Origin of the sequence: Streptomyces fodineus (assembly GCF_001735805.1) — a bacterium.
Classification (GTDB): Bacteria; Actinomycetota; Actinomycetes; order Streptomycetales; family Streptomycetaceae; genus Streptomyces; species Streptomyces fodineus.
In genome coordinates, this window is the sequence record NZ_CP017248.1 from 5,906,105 (window position 1) to 5,924,913 (window position 18,809).

The following is an 18,809-nucleotide window of genomic DNA, read 5'->3' on the forward strand; positions in this document are numbered from 1 at the left end:
CAGCTCACCCGACCTCAGCGAGCACGCCCAGCACCGCCTGCTCGTCCGGCGCCGCCAGCAGCCGCTCCCGGAAACCGGGATCCATCAGCCTCCGCGAGAGCAGCGCGAGAATCCGCAGATGCTCATCGCCGGCAGCCGCCTCCGGTACGGCGATCATGAAGATCAGCCGGGCCTTCGTACCGTCCAGCGAACCCCACTCGACCCCCGCGGCCGACCGCGCGAACCCGACGACCGGCGCGGTCACCGCATCCGTCTTGGCATGCGGGATCGCGATCTCCTCACCGAGCCCGGTCGTCCCCTGCTCCTCACGCCGCAGCGCGGTCGCCACCAGCTCGTCCACATCGGCGACCCGCCCGCTGCGTGCCAACAGCTCCGCCATCTCCCGGACAGCGGCCCCCTTCTCCACAGCCCCGAGCGCCCCCTTCACGGTCCGCACCCCGAGATACCCGGACAACACCCCGCCCTCAACTGCGGTGGTGGCGCCGGTGCCGGGAGAGGCGGCACCTGCGTCTGCAAGGGCGGCACCGGCACCTGTGTCTGCGGAGACGGCATCCGGCTGCGTAGAGGCGGTGCCCGTGTCTGCGGAGGCGGCATACCCCTCAGCAACCGCCGAAGGCGAACCCGCGCCTCCCGACGACGTCCCCGCATAGCTCGACGCGGGCGACACCCCCGCGCCCGTCAACGACGCACCCGCACCCGCCGACGGTGAGAAACCCCCACCGGGGCCATCCGCACCCGCCGACGATTGCTGCACGGGTGGTGCGGAGGGGAACCCCATGCCCACCACCCCCGAACCCGCACCCGAAGACCCATCGGCAGCCCCCGCAACCGCCCCCGCGCGCCCCCGAAACCCACTCACATCAACCAGCCCCACGGTCGCCAACGCAGTGACCACCGCCCCGACCACCACGGCAACAAAGAACATCGGCACCCCACTCACCGCGCCCAGCACCGCCACGATCGGCCCCCCGTGCGGCACCGCATCCTTCACCCCGGCCAGACCCGCAACCGCACCGGCCACCGCGCCGCCGAGCATGTTCGCCGGAATAACCTGCGCCGGCCGCGCCGCCGCGAACGGAATCGCACCCTCCGAGATACCGAAGCAACCCATGAACAGCGCCGCGAGCCCCGTCTCCCGCTCCTGCTCGGTGTACAGCCGCCGCCGGATCAGCGTGGCCAGACCCTGCCCGAGCGGCATCACCGGAATCGCGGCCGCGCACATGCCCATCACCGTCTGATTGCCGCTCGCGATGAGCCCGGCACCGAACAGGAACGCCGTCTTGTTGACCGGCCCGCCCATGTCGAACGCGATCATCAGGCCGAGAATCGCGCCGAGCAGAATCGCGCTCGTCCCCGTCATCCCGCCGAGCCAGTTCGTCAGATGCTCGAACACCCAGGAGATCGGCTTGCCGATGACGTAGATGAAGAACAGCCCGAGCGCCGTCGTCGCCACGATCGGGATCACGATGATCGGCATGATCGGCTGCACGAACTTCGGCACCCGGACCTTCTTGATCCACGACACCAGGTACCCGGCGAGGAACCCGGTGACGATCGCCCCGATGAACCCGGCCCCGGCCTTGGAGTCGTACAGGTCCCCCGTGTTGGCGATCCAGCCGCCGATCATCCCCGGCACCAGCGCGGGCCGGTCGGCGATCGCATAGGCGATGTAACCGGACAGGACCGGGATCATCAGCTGGAAGCCGATCCCGCCGATCGCGTTGACGTGCGCCCAGAACGTGCCGTCCGGAATCACAAAGCCCTTGGACGTCGCATGCCCACCGAGCGCCAGCGACACCGCTATCAGCAGCCCGCCGACGACCACGAACGGGATCATGTACGACACGCCGTTCATCAGCGACTTGTACACCGGCCCCCGCTCCTTGCCACCCCCCGCGGTCGCGGCCACCGGACCGCCGCGGGCCGCGTCCGGCGCGTGCACGGGCGCCGACCGCACCCGCTCGATCAGCTGCTCGGGATGGTGGATGCCCTCGGCGACCCCGACCGTCAGCACCCGCTTGCCGGCGAAACGGCTCAGGTCGACGTCCTTGTCGGCGGCGACGATGATCCCGTCAGCACTTCTGACATCGTTGTCATCAAGGACGTTCTCGGCCCCGATGGACCCCTGGGTCTCCACCTTCATCTCGATGCCACGGCTCGCCGCGGCCTGCGCGAGCTTCTCCGCCGCCATATAGGTGTGCGCGATGCCGGTCGGGCAGGCGGTCACCGCCAGCAGCTTCACCTGCCGCCGCTCGTCATCGCGCCCATCCGTGGAGGGAGGGCCGGCCGGACTCGTCACGTCGATCTCCTAACACCGTCGTCGCACGAGGCGCCGTCCCGGACACCCCACGAACGGACCGGAGGCCCCGGTCCTTCCGCATCCTGCACCACCCCGCCCCCGGGCCAAAGATGCGTAACTCCCCGTTCCTACCGGTCTGTAGACACCCGTTCCAGGGTTTCCGCGCCCCTACCGGCCCCCTCATGCCCCCGCACCGCACCTCGAAACCGCCTCGCGGGTGGCTGGAACTGCGCGGATGGGGGACTGGGGCCGACCGGGCCGTCCGGTGTAGCTTGGGACGAAGCCAGACGTCGCTGCTGATGGCGGTCGGGCGGTCCCAGCGAGGGCCGACCGAGGGAGAGAGGGCCTCCGACGGACTGCGCTGCGCGTACGTGGGCATCCTTGTGTCCTCTTCTCGGGCACACCCGTGTCCGCCGCTGCGCAGACCAGCCGTATCCACCTCGAACCCGATACCGAGGAGCAGCTCGTAATGACGACTGTCGAAAACCGACAGGACTTCAAGGTCGCCGACCTCTCGCTGGCCGAGTTCGGCCGCAAGGAGATCACCCTCGCCGAGCACGAGATGCCCGGCCTGATGGCGATCCGCGAGGAGTACGCCGAGGCCCAGCCCCTCGCCGGCGCCCGGATCACCGGCTCCCTGCACATGACCGTGCAGACCGCCGTGCTGATCGAGACCCTGGCCGCCCTCGGCGCCCAGGTCCGCTGGGCCTCCTGCAACATCTTCTCCACCCAGGACCACGCGGCCGCCGCCATCGCCGTCGGCCCGAACGGCACGCCCGACAACCCGCAGGGCATCCCGGTCTTCGCCTGGAAGGGCGAGAGCCTGGAGGAGTACTGGTGGTGCACCGAGCAGGCGCTCACCTGGCCGGACAGCCCCACCGGCGGCCCGAACATGATCCTGGACGACGGCGGCGACGCCACCCTCCTCGTCCACAAGGGCGTCGAGTACGAGAAGGCCGGTGAGGTCCCCGCCCTGGACACCGCCGAGTCCGACGAGCACCGCGTCATCCTCCAGCTGCTGCACCGCACCCTGGGCGAGAACCCCCAGAAGTGGACCCAGCTGGCCTCCGAGATCCGCGGCGTCACCGAAGAGACCACCACGGGTGTCCACCGCCTGTACGAGATGCAGCGCGACGGCGTCCTCCTCTTCCCGGCGATCAACGTCAACGACGCCGTCACCAAGTCCAAGTTCGACAACAAGTACGGCTGCCGCCACTCCCTCGTCGACGGCATCAACCGCGCCACGGACACCCTGATCGGCGGCAAGACCGCCGTCGTCTGCGGCTACGGCGACGTGGGCAAGGGCTGCGCCGAGTCCCTGCGCGGCCAGGGCGCCCGCGTGATCATCACCGAGATCGACCCGATCTGCGCCCTGCAGGCGGCGATGGACGGCTACCAGGTCACCACCCTGGACGAGGTCGTCGAGACCGCCGACATCTTCGTCACCACCACCGGCAACAAGGACATCATCCTTGCGTCGGACATGGCGAAGATGAAGCACCAGGCGATCGTCGGCAACATCGGCCACTTCGACAACGAGATCGACATGGCCGGCCTCGCCAAGATCCCGGGCATCGTCAAGGACGAGGTCAAGCCGCAGGTCCACACCTGGACCTTCCCGGACGGCAAGAAGATCATCGTGCTGTCCGAGGGCCGCCTGCTGAACCTGGGCAACGCCACCGGCCACCCGTCGTTCGTGATGTCCAACTCCTTCGCGGACCAGACCCTGGCCCAGATCGAGCTGTTCACCAAGCCCGACGAGTACCCGATCGGCGTCTACGTGCTGCCCAAGCACCTCGACGAGAAGGTCGCCCGCCTCCACCTGGACGCGCTCGGCGTCAAGCTCACCAAGCTGCGCCCGGAGCAGGCCGCGTACATCGGCGTGGAGGTCGACGGCCCGTTCAAGTCGGACCACTACCGCTACTGAGCCGGCGATTCCGGCGAGTCAGTAGTCCCGCCCGCCGGGGAGCGCGCCGGTGCACCGCCGCGCTCCCCGGCAGCAGGTCCTCCGAGGCAGGCCCCCGCACCCCCGTGCCGGGGGCCTGCCCTTTGGCCGGACCGGCCGTCACGAACGCCGGACCGACTCGCCGAACTGCCCCGACCCCGCTACCGCTCAGGACCCCCGAACCCATGCCCCGCGGCCGCTATTCGCTCTACGATCCGCACGATCACACCCCCCTCGCTGAAGAACACTTCCAGTGCGCGCCCGGCCCGTCCGGCTGGCGCTATGTCTCCCGGCTGACGAGCCCCGCCGGCGATACCCGCGGCTCCGTCGACCTCGCCCTGGACGACCTCGGCCGCCCCATCCGCCTCGAACTCCACGCGGGAGAATGGCAGGTGCGCGGTGCCGCCCTCGACGGCGTCACCTGGGTCCGCACCGACCCCACCGGAGCCCATGCCACCGAAGGCAATGTGCGCGCCCACGCCTTCACCGGCACCTCCCCCGCGTTCCTCATCGCAACAGCCCGTCTCCTGCGCCTCACCCCCTTCTCCGGTGCGACCCGCGTACGCCTGGTCGCCTTCACGGAACCGGTCCTCGCCCCCCGCACGGAGGACCAGTCCTGGGCCCTGGTGAACAGCGAAACACACGCCACTGACAATGGCCCCCTGACCGTGGACGAATACCAGGTCACAGCCCTGGACACCGGCGAACGGCACACCGTCCACATCGCCGGCGACGTCGTCCTGGCCGCGCCCGGGATCGAGCTGGAGGACCTTGAGTCACCGCCGTCGACGTTCGACTGAACACCGAGACCGGCGAGGCGCCGAACACGGATCGACGAGACCAGCTGGAACGAGGGCTGGCGAGACCGCCTGACGAGACGGCCGGTACTGGGACTGCCGCTGGAGAGGGGACCGAGCGGACCCCGTCCTACGCCGGCGGTGCGAAACCGGTGGCCGGACGATCGGCGGGCGGTTCGTCCCGCGGGGGTACGGCCGGCGGCGGGAGCGGAGCCTGCGGCTGCCGAGCCCCTTCCTGCGGCCGGCCAGGCTGAGCGGGATCCCGCGGCCCGGCCGCCGCAGACACCGGCGGTTGAGCAGAGGCGGGAGCCTGATCCGCGGCCGGTGCGCCAGGCGCGGCCACCGGCGAGGCGAATCCACCGGCGCCGAACGCGTTCCGAGCCTCACGCGACTGCCGCTCGTGCACCACCGCCGCCAGAAAGGCGGCCGCCGGCAGATCATGCGGCACAGAGGCACCCGTGCGCGCCGCGAGGTCGGCCGCGAGCCGCTGGGCCATCCCCAGCGAAACCTGCGGATCCAGTTGCCCCATCCGGGTCAGGTACTGCCGGACCGCAAGCCACAGCCCGTCCGGCACCGCAGAAAGGTCCAGCTCGGCGAAGCGCCCCGCCAGCCAAGGAGGCGGAGGCGGTACGAAGCCGACCCGACCGGTCGGTACCCGCTCCCGCACGACCAGGGTGCCCGCGAACACGTCCCCGAGCCGCCGGCCGCGCGCCGACACCAGCGAGGCGATGCAGGCGATCACGCCGAACGTCATCAGGATCTCGACCACACCGATCGCGCCGCGCACCAACGCGTGCCGGAACCGGATCGGCCCACCGTCGTCGCGTACCACCCGGAGCCCGAACGCCAGCTTCCCCAGCGAACGCCCGTGGCTGAGCGTCTCCACTGCGATCGGCCCGCCGACCAGCACCAGCAAGAACGTCGCGATCGACAGCGCGATCTGCGCGGCCTCGTCCAGCGAAGCGGTGGAGACCACCACTCCGATACTGACGACGACGTAAGCGACCATGGCCACCACGAGGTCGATCAACACGGCGAGCGCCCTGCTCGGCAGCTTCGCCGGCCGCAGTTCGAGCGCCACCGCCTCGCCCGTCACCAGCTCACTCACGCCTGCCGTCCTTCCCTGATCTGCCCCCGGAAGCGCAAGTCTGCCAAGCTGTGGGCGCATCGCGTCGCAGTACGACAAGCTGACCGCGATCGAGAGCATTCACAACGAGCAGTCGGCGACCAGCCGAGGAGCGGGCAGACCCGATGGACCTGGACGTCTTCGTCTCCATACACCGAGCCGAATGGGACCGCCTCGACACCCTGCTCCGCCGCCGGCGCCGCCTCAACGGCGCCGAGGCCGACGAACTCGTCGCCCTCTACCAGCGCACCGCCACCCATCTCTCCCTCATCCAGTCCAGTGCCCCGGACCCGCAGCTGACGGGGCGGCTCAGCCAACTGGTGGCACGCGCGCGTAGCGCCGTCACCGGCACCCGCCGCGCTTCATGGCGTGACGTCACGCGCTTCCTGGGCCAGGGCTTCCCGGCCGCGGTCTACCGCGCCCGCCACTGGTGGGTACCCACGGCACTGGTCTCCACGGCCATCGCGATCCTCCTGGGCTGGTGGATCGGCGCCCACCCGGACATACAGTCGTCCATCGCGGCGCCCAGCCAGCTGCGCGAGCTGACCCGCCCCGGCGGCGAGTACGAGACGTACTACTCCAGCCATCCCGCCGCGGCCTTCGCCGCCCAGGTGTGGACGAACAATGCCCAGGCGGCCGCGATGTGCCTGGTGCTGGGCGTCTTCCTGGGTCTGCCGGTCCTCTGGATCCTTTTCGAGAACATGCTCAACCTGGGCGTCGGCTTCGGCCTGATGTCCTCCGCGGGCCGGCTCGACACGTTCCTGGGACTGGTCCTTCCGCACGGCCTGCTCGAACTGACCGCCGTCTTCGTCGCCGCCGGTACGGGACTGCGCCTTGGCTGGACACTCATAGACCCCGGTCCGCGCACCCGGCGCACCGCCCTCGCGGAGGAGGGCCGCGCGGCGGTCGGCATGGCCATCGGCCTCGCCCTGGTCCTCTTCGTCTCCGGCGCCATCGAAGGCTTCGTCACCCCGTCCGGCCTGCCCACCTGGGCCCGCATAGGAATCGGCGTCCTTGCCGAGCTGGCATTCCTGACATACGTCTACGTCCTGGGCGGCCGAGCGGTACGCGCAGGTGAGACCGGCGATCTCGAAGCCACGGACCGCAGCGCCTCGGTCCCCACCGCCGCTTGATGTGCGTTCCACCCCTGTGAGCTGCTACTCTCCTCTTCGCCCCACAAGAGCCGTTGACACGGAGGGCGTGGGGAGGTAGATTCAAACAGTTGCCTGGAAGTGGACAGCTTCGAGGGCGACCGATAGGCTCTACGAGCTTCCACAGAAGTCGATAACGACATCTCCGAGAAGCAACCTCCCGATTACTCAGAAATGAGCGGCCGGTCAGACTGGCCAAGAACTTCTGATAAAGTCGGAACCGCCGGAAAGGGAAACGCGGAGCGAAAGCGAAGCGGGAACCTGGAAAGCACCGAGGAAATCGGATCGAGAAAAGATCTGATAGAGTCGGAAACACCGAAGGGAAGCCCGGAGGAAAGCCCGAGAGGGTGAGTACAAAGGAAGCGACCGTTCCTTGAGAACTCAACAGCGTGCCAAAAATCAACGCCAGATATGTTGATACCCCGTCTCCGGTCGTCATGACTGGGGCGAGGTTCCTTTGAAAAACACAGCGAGGACGCTGTGTGCGAGGGGATTATTCCTCCTCTCGCACCGCTCTCGTGGTGTTCATCCCGATTACGGGAAAACATTCACGGAGAGTTTGATCCTGGCTCAGGACGAACGCTGGCGGCGTGCTTAACACATGCAAGTCGAACGATGAAGCCCTTCGGGGTGGATTAGTGGCGAACGGGTGAGTAACACGTGGGCAATCTGCCCTTCACTCTGGGACAAGCCCTGGAAACGGGGTCTAATACCGGATACGAGGTTCGCAGGCATCTGTGAACTTGGAAAGCTCCGGCGGTGAAGGATGAGCCCGCGGCCTATCAGCTTGTTGGTGAGGTAATGGCTCACCAAGGCGACGACGGGTAGCCGGCCTGAGAGGGCGACCGGCCACACTGGGACTGAGACACGGCCCAGACTCCTACGGGAGGCAGCAGTGGGGAATATTGCACAATGGGCGAAAGCCTGATGCAGCGACGCCGCGTGAGGGATGACGGCCTTCGGGTTGTAAACCTCTTTCAGCAGGGAAGAAGCGAGAGTGACGGTACCTGCAGAAGAAGCGCCGGCTAACTACGTGCCAGCAGCCGCGGTAATACGTAGGGCGCAAGCGTTGTCCGGAATTATTGGGCGTAAAGAGCTCGTAGGCGGCTTGTCACGTCGATTGTGAAAGCCCGAGGCTTAACCTCGGGTCTGCAGTCGATACGGGCTAGCTAGAGTGTGGTAGGGGAGATCGGAATTCCTGGTGTAGCGGTGAAATGCGCAGATATCAGGAGGAACACCGGTGGCGAAGGCGGATCTCTGGGCCATTACTGACGCTGAGGAGCGAAAGCGTGGGGAGCGAACAGGATTAGATACCCTGGTAGTCCACGCCGTAAACGGTGGGAACTAGGTGTTGGCGACATTCCACGTCGTCGGTGCCGCAGCTAACGCATTAAGTTCCCCGCCTGGGGAGTACGGCCGCAAGGCTAAAACTCAAAGGAATTGACGGGGGCCCGCACAAGCGGCGGAGCATGTGGCTTAATTCGACGCAACGCGAAGAACCTTACCAAGGCTTGACATACACCGGAAAGCATTAGAGATAGTGCCCCCTTGTGGTCGGTGTACAGGTGGTGCATGGCTGTCGTCAGCTCGTGTCGTGAGATGTTGGGTTAAGTCCCGCAACGAGCGCAACCCTTGTTCTGTGTTGCCAGCATGCCCTTCGGGGTGATGGGGACTCACAGGAGACCGCCGGGGTCAACTCGGAGGAAGGTGGGGACGACGTCAAGTCATCATGCCCCTTATGTCTTGGGCTGCACACGTGCTACAATGGCCGGTACAAAGAGCTGCGATACCGTGAGGTGGAGCGAATCTCAAAAAGCCGGTCTCAGTTCGGATTGGGGTCTGCAACTCGACCCCATGAAGTCGGAGTCGCTAGTAATCGCAGATCAGCATTGCTGCGGTGAATACGTTCCCGGGCCTTGTACACACCGCCCGTCACGTCACGAAAGTTGGTAACACCCGAAGCCGGTGGCCCAACCCCTTGTGGGAGGGAGCTGTCGAAGGTGGGACTAGCGATTGGGACGAAGTCGTAACAAGGTAGCCGTACCGGAAGGTGCGGCTGGATCACCTCCTTTCTAAGGAGCACTTCTTACCGGGCTTGCCCGGTCAGAGGCCAGTACATCGGCGCACGTCCGATGCTGGTTGCTCATGGGTGGAACGTTGATTATTCGGCACGGTCCAGGACGGACCAGGCGCTAGTACTGCTCTTCGGGGCGTGGAACGCTGATCTGGTCGGCTGGTCGTGCCGGGCACGCTGTTGGGTGTCTGAGGGAACGAATTTTCCTCAGTCGCCGGCCCCAGTGAACTCGAGCCTGTTGGTTCGGGGTGATGGGTGGCTGGTCGTTGTTTGAGAACTGCACAGTGGACGCGAGCATCTGTGGCCAAGTTTTTAAGGGCGCACGGTGGATGCCTTGGCACCAGGAACCGATGAAGGACGTGGGAGGCCACGATAGTCCCCGGGGAGTCGTCAACCAGGCTTTGATCCGGGGGTTTCCGAATGGGGAAACCCGGCAGTCGTCATGGGCTGTCACCCGCTGCTGAACACATAGGCAGTGTGGAGGGAACGAGGGGAAGTGAAACATCTCAGTACCCTCAGGAAGAGAAAACAACCGTGATTCCGGGAGTAGTGGCGAGCGAAACCGGATGAGGCCAAACCTACGACGTGTGAGACCCGGCAGGGGTTGCGTCGTGGGGGTTGTGGGATCTCTCTTCTGCGGTCTGCCGGCCGTGGGACGAGTCAGAAACCGTTGATGTAGGCGAAGGACATGCGAAAGGTCCGGCGTAGAGGGTAAGACCCCCGTAGTCGAAACGTCAGCGGCTCGTTTGAGAGACACCCAAGTAGCACGGGGCCCGAGAAATCCCGTGTGAATCTGGCGGGACCACCCGCTAAGCCTAAATATTCCCTGGTGACCGATAGCGGATAGTACCGTGAGGGAATGGTGAAAAGTACCCCGGGAGGGGAGTGAAATAGTACCTGAAACCGTGTGCCTACAAGCCGTGGGAGCGTCGGATGCAGCTTGCTGCATCTCGTGACTGCGTGCCTTTTGAAGAATGAGCCTGCGAGTTTGCGGTGTGTTGCGAGGTTAACCCGGGTGGGGAAGCCGTAGCGAAAGCGAGTCCGAATAGGGCGCTGTAGTAGCACGCTCAAGACCCGAAGCGGAGTGATCTAGCCATGGGCAGGTTGAAGCGGAGGTAAGACTTCGTGGAGGACCGAACCCACCAGGGTTGAAAACCTGGGGGATGACCTGTGGTTAGGGGTGAAAGGCCAATCAAACTCCGTGATAGCTGGTTCTCCCCGAAATGCATTTAGGTGCAGCGTCGTGTGTTTCTTGCCGGAGGTAGAGCACTGGATAGGCGATGGGCCCTACCGGGTTACTGACCTTAGCCAAACTCCGAATGCCGGTAAGTGAGAGCGCGGCAGTGAGACTGTGGGGGATAAGCTCCATGGTCGAGAGGGAAACAGCCCAGAGCATCGACTAAGGCCCCTAAGCGTACGCTAAGTGGGAAAGGATGTGGAGTCGCATAGACAACCAGGAGGTTGGCTTAGAAGCAGCCACCCTTGAAAGAGTGCGTAATAGCTCACTGGTCTAGTGATTCCGCGCCGACAATGTAGCGGGGCTCAAGCGTACCGCCGAAGTCGTGTCATTGCAGCATGTACTCCCAACGGAGGCTGTGATGGGTAGGGGAGCGTCGTCTGCCGGGTGAAGCGGCACTGGAAGGTAGTCGTGGACGGTTGACGAGTGAGAATGCAGGCATGAGTAGCGATTCACACGTGAGAAACGTGTGCGCCGATTGACTAAGGGTTCCTGGGTCAAGCTGATCTGCCCAGGGTAAGTCGGGACCTAAGGCGAGGCCGACAGGCGTAGTCGATGGATAACCGGTTGATATTCCGGTACCCGCTGTGAAGCGTCAAACATCGAATCCAGTGATGCTGAGGCCGTGAAGCCGTTCCGGACCCTTCGGGGAATGGAAAGTGGTGGAGCCGCCGGACCAATCTGGTAGTAGGTGAGTGATGGGGTGACGCAGGAAGGTAGTCCATCCCGGGCGGTGGTTGTCCCGGGGTAAGGGTGTAGGACGCAGGGTAGGCAAATCCGCCTTGCACATAGTCTGAGACCTGATGCCGAGCCGATTGTGGTGAAGTGGATGATCCTATGCTGTCGAGAAAAGCCTCTAGCGAGTTTCATGGCGGCCCGTACCCTAAACCGACTCAGGTGGTCAGGTAGAGAATACCGAGGCGTTCGGGTGAACTATGGTTAAGGAACTCGGCAAAATGCCCCCGTAACTTCGGGAGAAGGGGGGCCATTCCTGGTGATCCGATTTACTTGGTGAGCTGGGGGTGGCCGCAGAGACCAGCGAGAAGCGACTGTTTACTAAAAACACAGGTCCGTGCGAAGCCGTAAGGCGATGTATACGGACTGACGCCTGCCCGGTGCTGGAACGTTAAGGGGACCGGTTAGCTCACTTTCGGGTGGGCGAAGCTGAGAACTTAAGCGCCAGTAAACGGCGGTGGTAACTATAACCATCCTAAGGTAGCGAAATTCCTTGTCGGGTAAGTTCCGACCTGCACGAATGGCGTAACGACTTCTCGACTGTCTCAACCATAGGCCCGGTGAAATTGCACTACGAGTAAAGATGCTCGTTTCGCGCAGCAGGACGGAAAGACCCCGGGACCTTTACTACAGTTTGATATTGGTGTTCGGTTCGGCTTGTGTAGGATAGCTGGGAGACCGTGAAGCTCGCACGCCAGTGTGGGTGGAGTCGTCGTTGAAATACCAGTCTGGTCGTGCTGGATGTCTAACCTGGGTCCGTGATCCGGATCAGGGACAGTGTCTGATGGGTAGTTTAACTGGGGCGGTTGCCTCCTAAAGGGTAACGGAGGCGCCCAAAGGTTCCCTCAGCCTGGTTGGCAATCAGGTGTTGAGTGTAAGTGCACAAGGGAGCTTGACTGTGAGACCGACGGGTCGAGCAGGGACGAAAGTCGGGACTAGTGATCCGGCGGTGGCTTGTGGAAGCGCCGTCGCTCAACGGATAAAAGGTACCCCGGGGATAACAGGCTGATCTTCCCCAAGAGTCCATATCGACGGGATGGTTTGGCACCTCGATGTCGGCTCGTCGCATCCTGGGGCTGGAGTCGGTCCCAAGGGTTGGGCTGTTCGCCCATTAAAGCGGTACGCGAGCTGGGTTTAGAACGTCGTGAGACAGTTCGGTCCCTATCCGCTGTGCGCGTAGGAGTCTTGAGAAGGGCTGTCCCTAGTACGAGAGGACCGGGACGGACGAACCTCTGGTGTGCCAGTTGTTCTGCCAAGGGCATGGCTGGTTGGCTACGTTCGGGAGGGATAACCGCTGAAAGCATCTAAGCGGGAAGCCTGCTTCGAGATGAGGACTCCCACCCACTTGATGGGGTAAGGCTCCCAGTAGACGACTGGGTTGATAGGCCGGATCTGGAAGCCAGGTAACTGGTGGAGGTGACCGGTACTAATAGGCCGAGGGCTTGTCCTCAGTTGCTCGCGTCCACTGTGTTGGTTCTGAAACCACGAACAGCCCCGCCAGAAATGGTGGTGCGGCGTTCACAGTTTCATAGTGTTTCGGTGGTCATAGCGTGAGGGAAACGCCCGGTTACATTCCGAACCCGGAAGCTAAGTCTCACAGCGCCGATGGTACTGCAGGGGGGACCCTGTGGGAGAGTAGGACGCCGCCGAACAATTCTTGAGAAAGGCCCACGCCGGATGGCGTGGGCCTTTCTGCGTTTCAGGCTGACTTTTTAAGAGATTCCCTCTAAGAGCGTCATTCCCCGAAGGGCGGCGGAACAGGAGCCGATCAAAGCCTGCCCGCCGCCTTCAGAGCCAGATACGCATCCGCCAGTGCCGGTGCGAGATCCTCCGGCGCCGCATCCACGACGGTCACCCCATGACGACGAAGCTGCTCAGCGGTGCGGTGGCGCTCACTGTGCGCCTGAGCCGCCGCCGCGGCCTCGTACACCGACTCCGCGTTGCCCCGGGCCTCGGCCATACGGGCGATATACGGGTCTGCCACCGAGGCGACCAGAAGTGTGTGTCGTTGAGTGAGCTGCGACAGTACGGGGAGGAGCCCCTGCTCCACCGGGGCCGCGTCGAGCGTCGTGAGCAGCACGATCAAGGAACGGCGCGGCGCGGTACGCAGAGCCGCCGCGGTAAGGCCCCGGGCATCGGTCTCGACGAGTTCCGGTTCCAGCGGTGCCATCGCGTTCACGAGGCCCGGCAGTACGTCTCCTGCCGAGCGGCCCTGGACCAGGGCGCGTACCCGGCGGTCGTAGGCCAGGAGGGCCACGCGGTCGCCGGCCCGGGAGGCCAGCGCCGCGAGGAGGAGCGCCGCGTCCATGGCGGCGTCGAGGCGCGGTGCGTCGCCCACGCGGCCGGCGGAGGTGCGGCCGGTGTCCAGGACGAGCAGGATGCGGCGGTCGCGTTCGGGCCGCCAGGTACGGACGGCGACCGCGGACTGGCGGGCGGTGGCCCGCCAGTCGATCGAACGGGTGTCGTCTCCGGGGACGTACTCGCGCAGGCTGTCGAACTCCGTTCCCTCGCCGCGTGTCAGCACGCTGGTGCGGCCGTCGAGTTCGCGCAATCGGGCGAGTTTCGACGGGAGATGCTTTCGGCTGGTGAACGGGGGCAGAACTCGTACAGACCAGGGCAGCTTGTGGGCGCCTTGGCGGGAGAACAGGCCGAGGGGGCCGTAGGACCGGATCGTCACGCGGTCGGCCTGGCGGTCGCCGCGGCGGGTGGGGCGCAGTCTCGTGGTCACGCGCCGGCGTTCGCCCGCGGGGACGGTCAGCCGGTGACGGGAGGCCTCGATCTCGGTACCGGGCTGCCAGCTGCTGGGCGGCCATGCGTCCCGCAGCTGCGCCCGCAGGGGCCGGCGGGACGGATTGGTGATGGTGAGCGTGACGTCGGCGGTCTCGCCGAGACGGGTGGAGGTGTCGCCGGAGCGGGACAGCACGAGCCGTCGTACGGGCGCGGCGAGCGCGTAGTCGCAGGCGCAGGCGAGGGCCAGGGAGCCGTTGACCGCGAGGATGCCCGTCCAGCCGGGCTCCAGGATGCCGACGGGGATCGAGCCGAGGGCCGCGATGAGGGCTGCGCGTCCGGTGAGTGCCATCAGCGGGGGACCGGGACGTGGGCGAGGAGGGCGTTGATGACGGAGTCCGCCGTCACGCCTTCCATCTCTGCCTCCGGGCGCAGCTGGACCCGGTGGCGCAGCGTGGGCAGCGCGAGGGCCTTCACATCGTCGGGGGTGACGTAGTCGCGGCCCGTCAGCCACGCCCACGCGCGCGAGGTGGCCAGAAGGGCGGTCGCACCGCGCGGGGAGACGCCGAGCGTGAGGGAGGGCGACTCGCGGGTGGCGCGGCAGATGTCCACGACGTAGGCGGTGATCTCGGGGGACACGGTCGTCTTGGCGACGGCGGCGCGGGCCGCTTCCAGATCGGCGGGGCCGGCGACGGGGCGTACGCCGGCGGCGCGCAGGTCGCGCGGGTTGAAGCCCGAGGCGTGGCGGGTCAGAACGTCGATCTCGTCCTGCCGGGAGGGCAGAGGGATCGTCAGTTTGAGGAGGAAGCGGTCCAGTTGGGCTTCGGGGAGGGGATAGGTGCCCTCGTACTCGACGGGGTTCTGCGTGGCGGCGACGAGGAAGGGTTCGGGGAGCGGACGCGGGGTGCCGTCCACCGTGACCTGGCGCTCCTCCATGGCTTCGAGGAGGGAGGACTGGGTCTTGGGCGGGGTGCGGTTGATTTCGTCCGCGAGCAGGAGGTTGGTGAAGACCGGGCCTTCCTGGAAGGAGAACTCGGCGGTGCGGGTGTCGTAGACGAGGGAGCCGGTCACGTCGCTCGGCATCAGGTCCGGGGTGAACTGGACGCGCTTGGTGTCGAGTTCGAGCGCGGATGCGAGGGTGCGGACGAGCAGCGTTTTGGCGACTCCGGGGACGCCTTCCAGGAGTACGTGTCCGCGGCAGAGGAGGGCTACGACGAGACCGGTCACGGCGGGGTCCTGGCCGACCACGGCCTTGGCGATCTCGGCGCGCAGGGCTTCCAGGGAGGATCGGGCGGTGCCCGCGTCCCCGGTGGTCCCGGCGTTGTCAGTGGTCGGGTCCATCATGAACGGCGTACCTCTCTTTCGAGGGCGTCGAGTTGGTCGGTGAGTGCGATGAGGGCCGCGTCGTCGCCGGGCGGCTGTCCGAAGAGGAGGGAGTGCAGGGCCTGTTGGTCGCCCGTGAGGTGGGCGGACAGGGCGGGGAGCAGGGCCTCGGGCGAATGGGCCTGGGTGACGGGGACGCCGACGAGGGGGGCGAGGCGGGTGCGGGTGGCGGAGCGTAGAGCGGCGGCCGCGCGATCGCGGGCGTTGGCCCTTCGGTAGAGGCGGGCGCGGCCTTCGGCGGTCTCGGAGGCGCGGATCGCGACGGGGAGTCTCTCGGGCACGAGGGGGCCGAAGCGGCGTGCCCGCCAGAGGGCGGCGAGGGCTGCTGCGATGAACAGTTGCAGGGTGCCCCAGAGCCAGCCGGAGGGGAGCAGGCCGAGGAAGTTCTTCTGGTCGCCATTGCCGGTGGCCGAGGTGTCGGACAACGCGGGGAGGTACCAGACCAGATGGGGGCGGGAGCCGAGGAGTTGGAGGGCGAGCGAGGCGTTGCCCTGCTTGTCGAGGCGGTCGTTGAAGAGGATGTCGGGCGCGCCGAGCACGATGGTGTCACCGCCCCCGGATGCCTCGGGGATGCGCAGCAGGGTGGCGAGACGCGCGCTGGGGTAGCAGGAGTCGGCGTTGAGGTGGGTGGTGGTGTAGCGGATGCCGCCGGTGTCGGCGCTGCCCGCGCGCCGGGCTTCGGCCAGGGTGCAGTCGGGGGCGAGTGTGGTGCCGCTGCTGGTGGCGGGGTCGGCGGTGACGCCCGGGGCGAGTCGCTCGACGGACGAACTGCCGGCCGCGACGAGGACCGTGCGACCGCCGGAGGCCACCGAGGCCTTGCGCAGCTGGGTCTGTTGACGCTCCGTCAGCAGATCGGGTACGGCGACGAGGAGCGTGGTGTCCGGCCCGACGGCGTCCCGTGCGCCGCCGAGCGTGGTGACCACGCGCGTGGAGACGCCCCGGTCGGCGAGGAGTTGGGCGACGGCGCGGCTGCCGTAGGGGTCGGCGGAGCGTGGGTCCAGTTCGCCGTGCCGGTCGGTGGAGCGTACGGCCGCCATGGCGACGGCCGCCGCCAGGATCAGTACGGCGGCGAGCGTGATGCCGCGCGCGCGGGTCCACACCTGGCGGACGGTGGGCGCGGTGGAGGTCGTCGGCAGGGTGGCCTCGGCGGTCACTCGACGGCCCCCTGGCGGGTGTTGTGGGCCGTGCTCGTGGTGCTGTGGGCGAGTGCGGGCCTGGTGCGCTCCAGGTCGCGGTCGAGTTCGGCGATGCGGTCGTACGACTGCTCGGTCGCTCTGCGCCCGCCGTATGTCACGTCGTCGAACTCGCGTGCCGCGGCGCGCAGTCGGTCGATGTGTGCGGGTAGCGCCCGGCCGGCCTCGGCGGCTGCTTCGTCGGCGGTGCGGCCCGGTCGGGCATCGAGCAGGGTCCGCTCCTCCAGGGAGCGGACGATGGCCCGCATGCGTTCCTGCAGGGCCTGGTTCCAGTGGCTCTGGGCCGCGTGTGCCTCGGCGGCCGCGCGGTGTTCGGCGGCGCTGCGGGGGCGGTCGTCGAACAGGACCGCGGCGGAGGCGGGTTGCCGGCGCGGGGTGCCCAGGCGCCACCACAGGGCGGCCAGTACGGCGACGACGAACAGGACCACGACGATCAGGCCGACCGTGCCGCCGGGTGTCGCCGAGGCGGCTGAGCCGAGCATCCGGTCGAGCCAGTCCCAGAACGCGTTCAGCGCGCGCTGGAACAGTCCTGGGTCGTTCTCGTGGTACATCCGCTTGGACAGCTCACGGCGGGCCGCCTCCCGCGCGGGATCGCGCGCAATGGTCACGGGCGGCTCGTCTCCCGAGCCGCCCGCCGCGCGGACGGCCGTGTCCGCAGCGCGCAGCAGGCCGTGTACGACCGTGCCGCCGGCGCCGGACGAGACCGCCGCCGTGAGCACTCCCCCGTGAGACTCACCGCATCAGCTCCCCGGAACGGGACTGGCGGCGCCGGCCTGGACACCGGCGGCGCGGGCGAGTTCGAGGTCGAGGGCCTCGCGGCGGATGCGCTGGTCGATGTACAGGAGCACGGTGACACCCGCGCTGATCGGCAGGGTGAGCGTGGTGCCGATCAGGGCTCCGATCCCCTGGATGATCAGGGTGGCCCAGCTGATCTGTCCGCCGCTGGTACCGAGCAGGTCGCTGGCGCTGTCGCCGCTCACGGCGGCCCCGATGAAGGTGAAGGGGATGGTGATGACCGAGGAGACGATGCCGGTGATGAGCAGCGTGAGCAGCACGATGCCCAGGGTGCGCCACCAGGAGCCGCGGACGAGCTTCGCGGAGCGTTTCACGGACTTCACGATGCCCTGGCGCTCCAGCATGAGGGCGGGAGCGGCCAGGTAGAAGCGGATCCCCAGCCATACGACGACGACAGTGGCCGCGAGGATGCCCAGGGCGATCAGGGCGGATCCGCCGACGCTGTGGCCGGCGAGCAGCAGAAGGAAGCCGGGCAGTGCACCGCCGATGACGACACCGGCGAAGATCAGACCGAGCAGGATGAGCAGTCCGAAGAGCCGCGGCATCTGCGGCCGGGCCTCGCGCCAGACCTCGCCGGCGCTGACCGGCCTGCCGAGGACGGCTCGGCTGGTGATGGTCGTGAGCAGGGCGGTCGCGATGATGATGGCGACCGAGCGGATCACCGAGATGATTCCGGTGCCGATCATGGTCTCGCGCATGGCCCGGAGTGCTTCGTGGGGGCTGGTGTGGGGATCGCTGAACGTCGTACGGACGACGGTGTCGTTCAGGAGGAAGCCCTGCAACAGGACCATGCTGGTGTTCAGCAGGAGGGCGACCGCCAGCGAGATGCCGAGGACCGTGCGCCAGTGGGTGCGCATGGTGGAGACGGCGCCGTCGAGGATCTCGCCGACGCCGAGCGGGCGCAGCGGGATGACGCCGGGCTTGGCCGCGGGCGGAGGGCCGCCCCAGCCGCCACCCCAGGCTCCATAGCCGCCGGGGGTGCCGTAGACGCCGTAGCCGGCGGGCGGGCCTCCGTAGCCGCCAGGAGGGCCTGCGTACCCGCCCCCGTAGCCGCCGGGGCCGCCTGCCTGCTGGCCGCCCCAGCCCGGGCCGGGCGGAGGGGGCGGCGGGGCCGGGTGGGGGCTGGGGGCACCGGTGGGCGCGGACCACTGGCCGGGCGGCGGCTGCTCCTTGGACCACTTCACGCCTGGGCCCTGCTGGTTCACGTCCTGCTGCGCTGCGGTGTCGGCGGGCTCGGCGGGGCTGGACGCGCCGGGTTCCCGCCCCTGGTTCGACGGGGATCCGGGCGAGGCCCAGCCCGGAGTGTCTGTCATCGAAGCTCCTTCTCGGTGCCCGTCCGCGGTCGCG

At 67.1% G+C, this 18,809-nt stretch carries 10 protein-coding genes and 3 rRNA genes; 6 read left to right on the top strand and 7 right to left on the bottom strand.

The genetic code is table 11. The features are described 5' to 3' along the window. Positions 1-4: 4 nt before the first annotated feature. The gene (locus BFF78_RS25355) at positions 5-2,299 is read right to left on the bottom strand and encodes a fructose-specific PTS transporter subunit EIIC (protein WP_069780502.1); all 2,295 of its coding nucleotides are present in this window, start codon (positions 2,297-2,299) and stop codon (positions 5-7) included. A 469-nt stretch (positions 2,300-2,768) separates the two neighbouring features. On the opposite strand from BFF78_RS25355, the gene ahcY reads away from it, so the two are divergent. Further along, positions 2,769-4,226, top strand: a complete 1,458-nt coding sequence (gene ahcY, locus BFF78_RS25360; RefSeq protein WP_069780503.1) for an adenosylhomocysteinase — start codon at positions 2,769-2,771, stop codon at positions 4,224-4,226. A gap of 203 nt (positions 4,227-4,429) precedes the next feature. Then, positions 4,430-5,044, top strand: coding sequence for a hypothetical protein (locus BFF78_RS25365; RefSeq protein WP_069780504.1), 615 nt, complete (start codon positions 4,430-4,432; stop codon positions 5,042-5,044). A gap of 127 nt (positions 5,045-5,171) precedes the next feature. On the opposite strand, the gene BFF78_RS25370 is transcribed toward BFF78_RS25365, so the two are convergent. Further along, positions 5,172-6,149 carry an RDD family protein gene (locus BFF78_RS25370; protein ID WP_193433539.1) on the bottom strand — a complete coding sequence of 326 codons (978 nt, stop codon included), beginning with the start codon at positions 6,147-6,149 and terminating at the stop codon, positions 5,172-5,174. Positions 6,150-6,292: 143 nt separating this feature from the next. On the opposite strand from BFF78_RS25370, the gene BFF78_RS25375 reads away from it, so the two are divergent. The 4 genes from BFF78_RS25375 (at position 6,293) to rrf (ending at position 13,016) form a co-directional block, all read left to right on the top strand. Further along, on the top strand, positions 6,293-7,300 hold the full coding sequence (locus BFF78_RS25375; protein ID WP_069780505.1) for a stage II sporulation protein M: 1,008 nt from the start codon (positions 6,293-6,295) through the stop codon (positions 7,298-7,300). 565 nt (positions 7,301-7,865) lie between these two features. Beyond that, positions 7,866-9,390: ribosomal RNA gene (locus tag BFF78_RS25385) — 16S ribosomal RNA — on the top strand. Between the two features lie 304 nt (positions 9,391-9,694). Then, positions 9,695-12,814: ribosomal RNA gene (locus tag BFF78_RS25390) — 23S ribosomal RNA — on the top strand. An 85-nt stretch (positions 12,815-12,899) separates the two neighbouring features. Then, a 5S ribosomal RNA gene (gene rrf, locus BFF78_RS25395) occupies positions 12,900-13,016 on the top strand. The 16S, 23S and 5S rRNA genes sit together here, the layout of an rRNA operon. A gap of 116 nt (positions 13,017-13,132) precedes the next feature. Here rrf and BFF78_RS25400 read toward each other — a convergent pair. From BFF78_RS25400 to BFF78_RS25420, 5 genes are all read right to left on the bottom strand, one after another. Then, positions 13,133-14,443: a DUF58 domain-containing protein gene (locus BFF78_RS25400; RefSeq protein WP_069780506.1), complete on the bottom strand. Its 1,311-nt coding sequence runs from the start codon at positions 14,441-14,443 to the stop codon at positions 13,133-13,135. Beyond that, positions 14,443-15,432, bottom strand: coding sequence for an AAA family ATPase (locus tag BFF78_RS25405; protein WP_099054929.1), 990 nt, complete (start codon positions 15,430-15,432; stop codon positions 14,443-14,445). Before BFF78_RS25405 ends, BFF78_RS25400 begins: the two co-directional genes overlap by 1 nt. Further along, the gene (locus BFF78_RS25410; RefSeq protein WP_069780508.1) at positions 15,432-16,628 is read right to left on the bottom strand and encodes a DUF4350 domain-containing protein; all 1,197 of its coding nucleotides are present in this window, start codon (positions 16,626-16,628) and stop codon (positions 15,432-15,434) included. The genes BFF78_RS25405 and BFF78_RS25410 overlap by 1 nt, the downstream gene beginning before the upstream one ends. Continuing rightward, a complete protein-coding gene (locus BFF78_RS25415) occupies positions 16,625-17,335 on the bottom strand; it encodes a DUF4129 domain-containing protein (protein WP_227026156.1) in 711 nt (236 codons plus the stop codon). The genes BFF78_RS25410 and BFF78_RS25415 overlap by 4 nt, the downstream gene beginning before the upstream one ends. 72 nt (positions 17,336-17,407) lie before the next feature. Further along, positions 17,408-18,775 (bottom strand): glycerophosphoryl diester phosphodiesterase membrane domain-containing protein, encoded by a 1,368-nt coding sequence (locus BFF78_RS25420; protein WP_069780509.1) that lies wholly within the window; start codon positions 18,773-18,775, stop codon positions 17,408-17,410. Positions 18,776-18,809 lie beyond the last annotated feature (34 nt).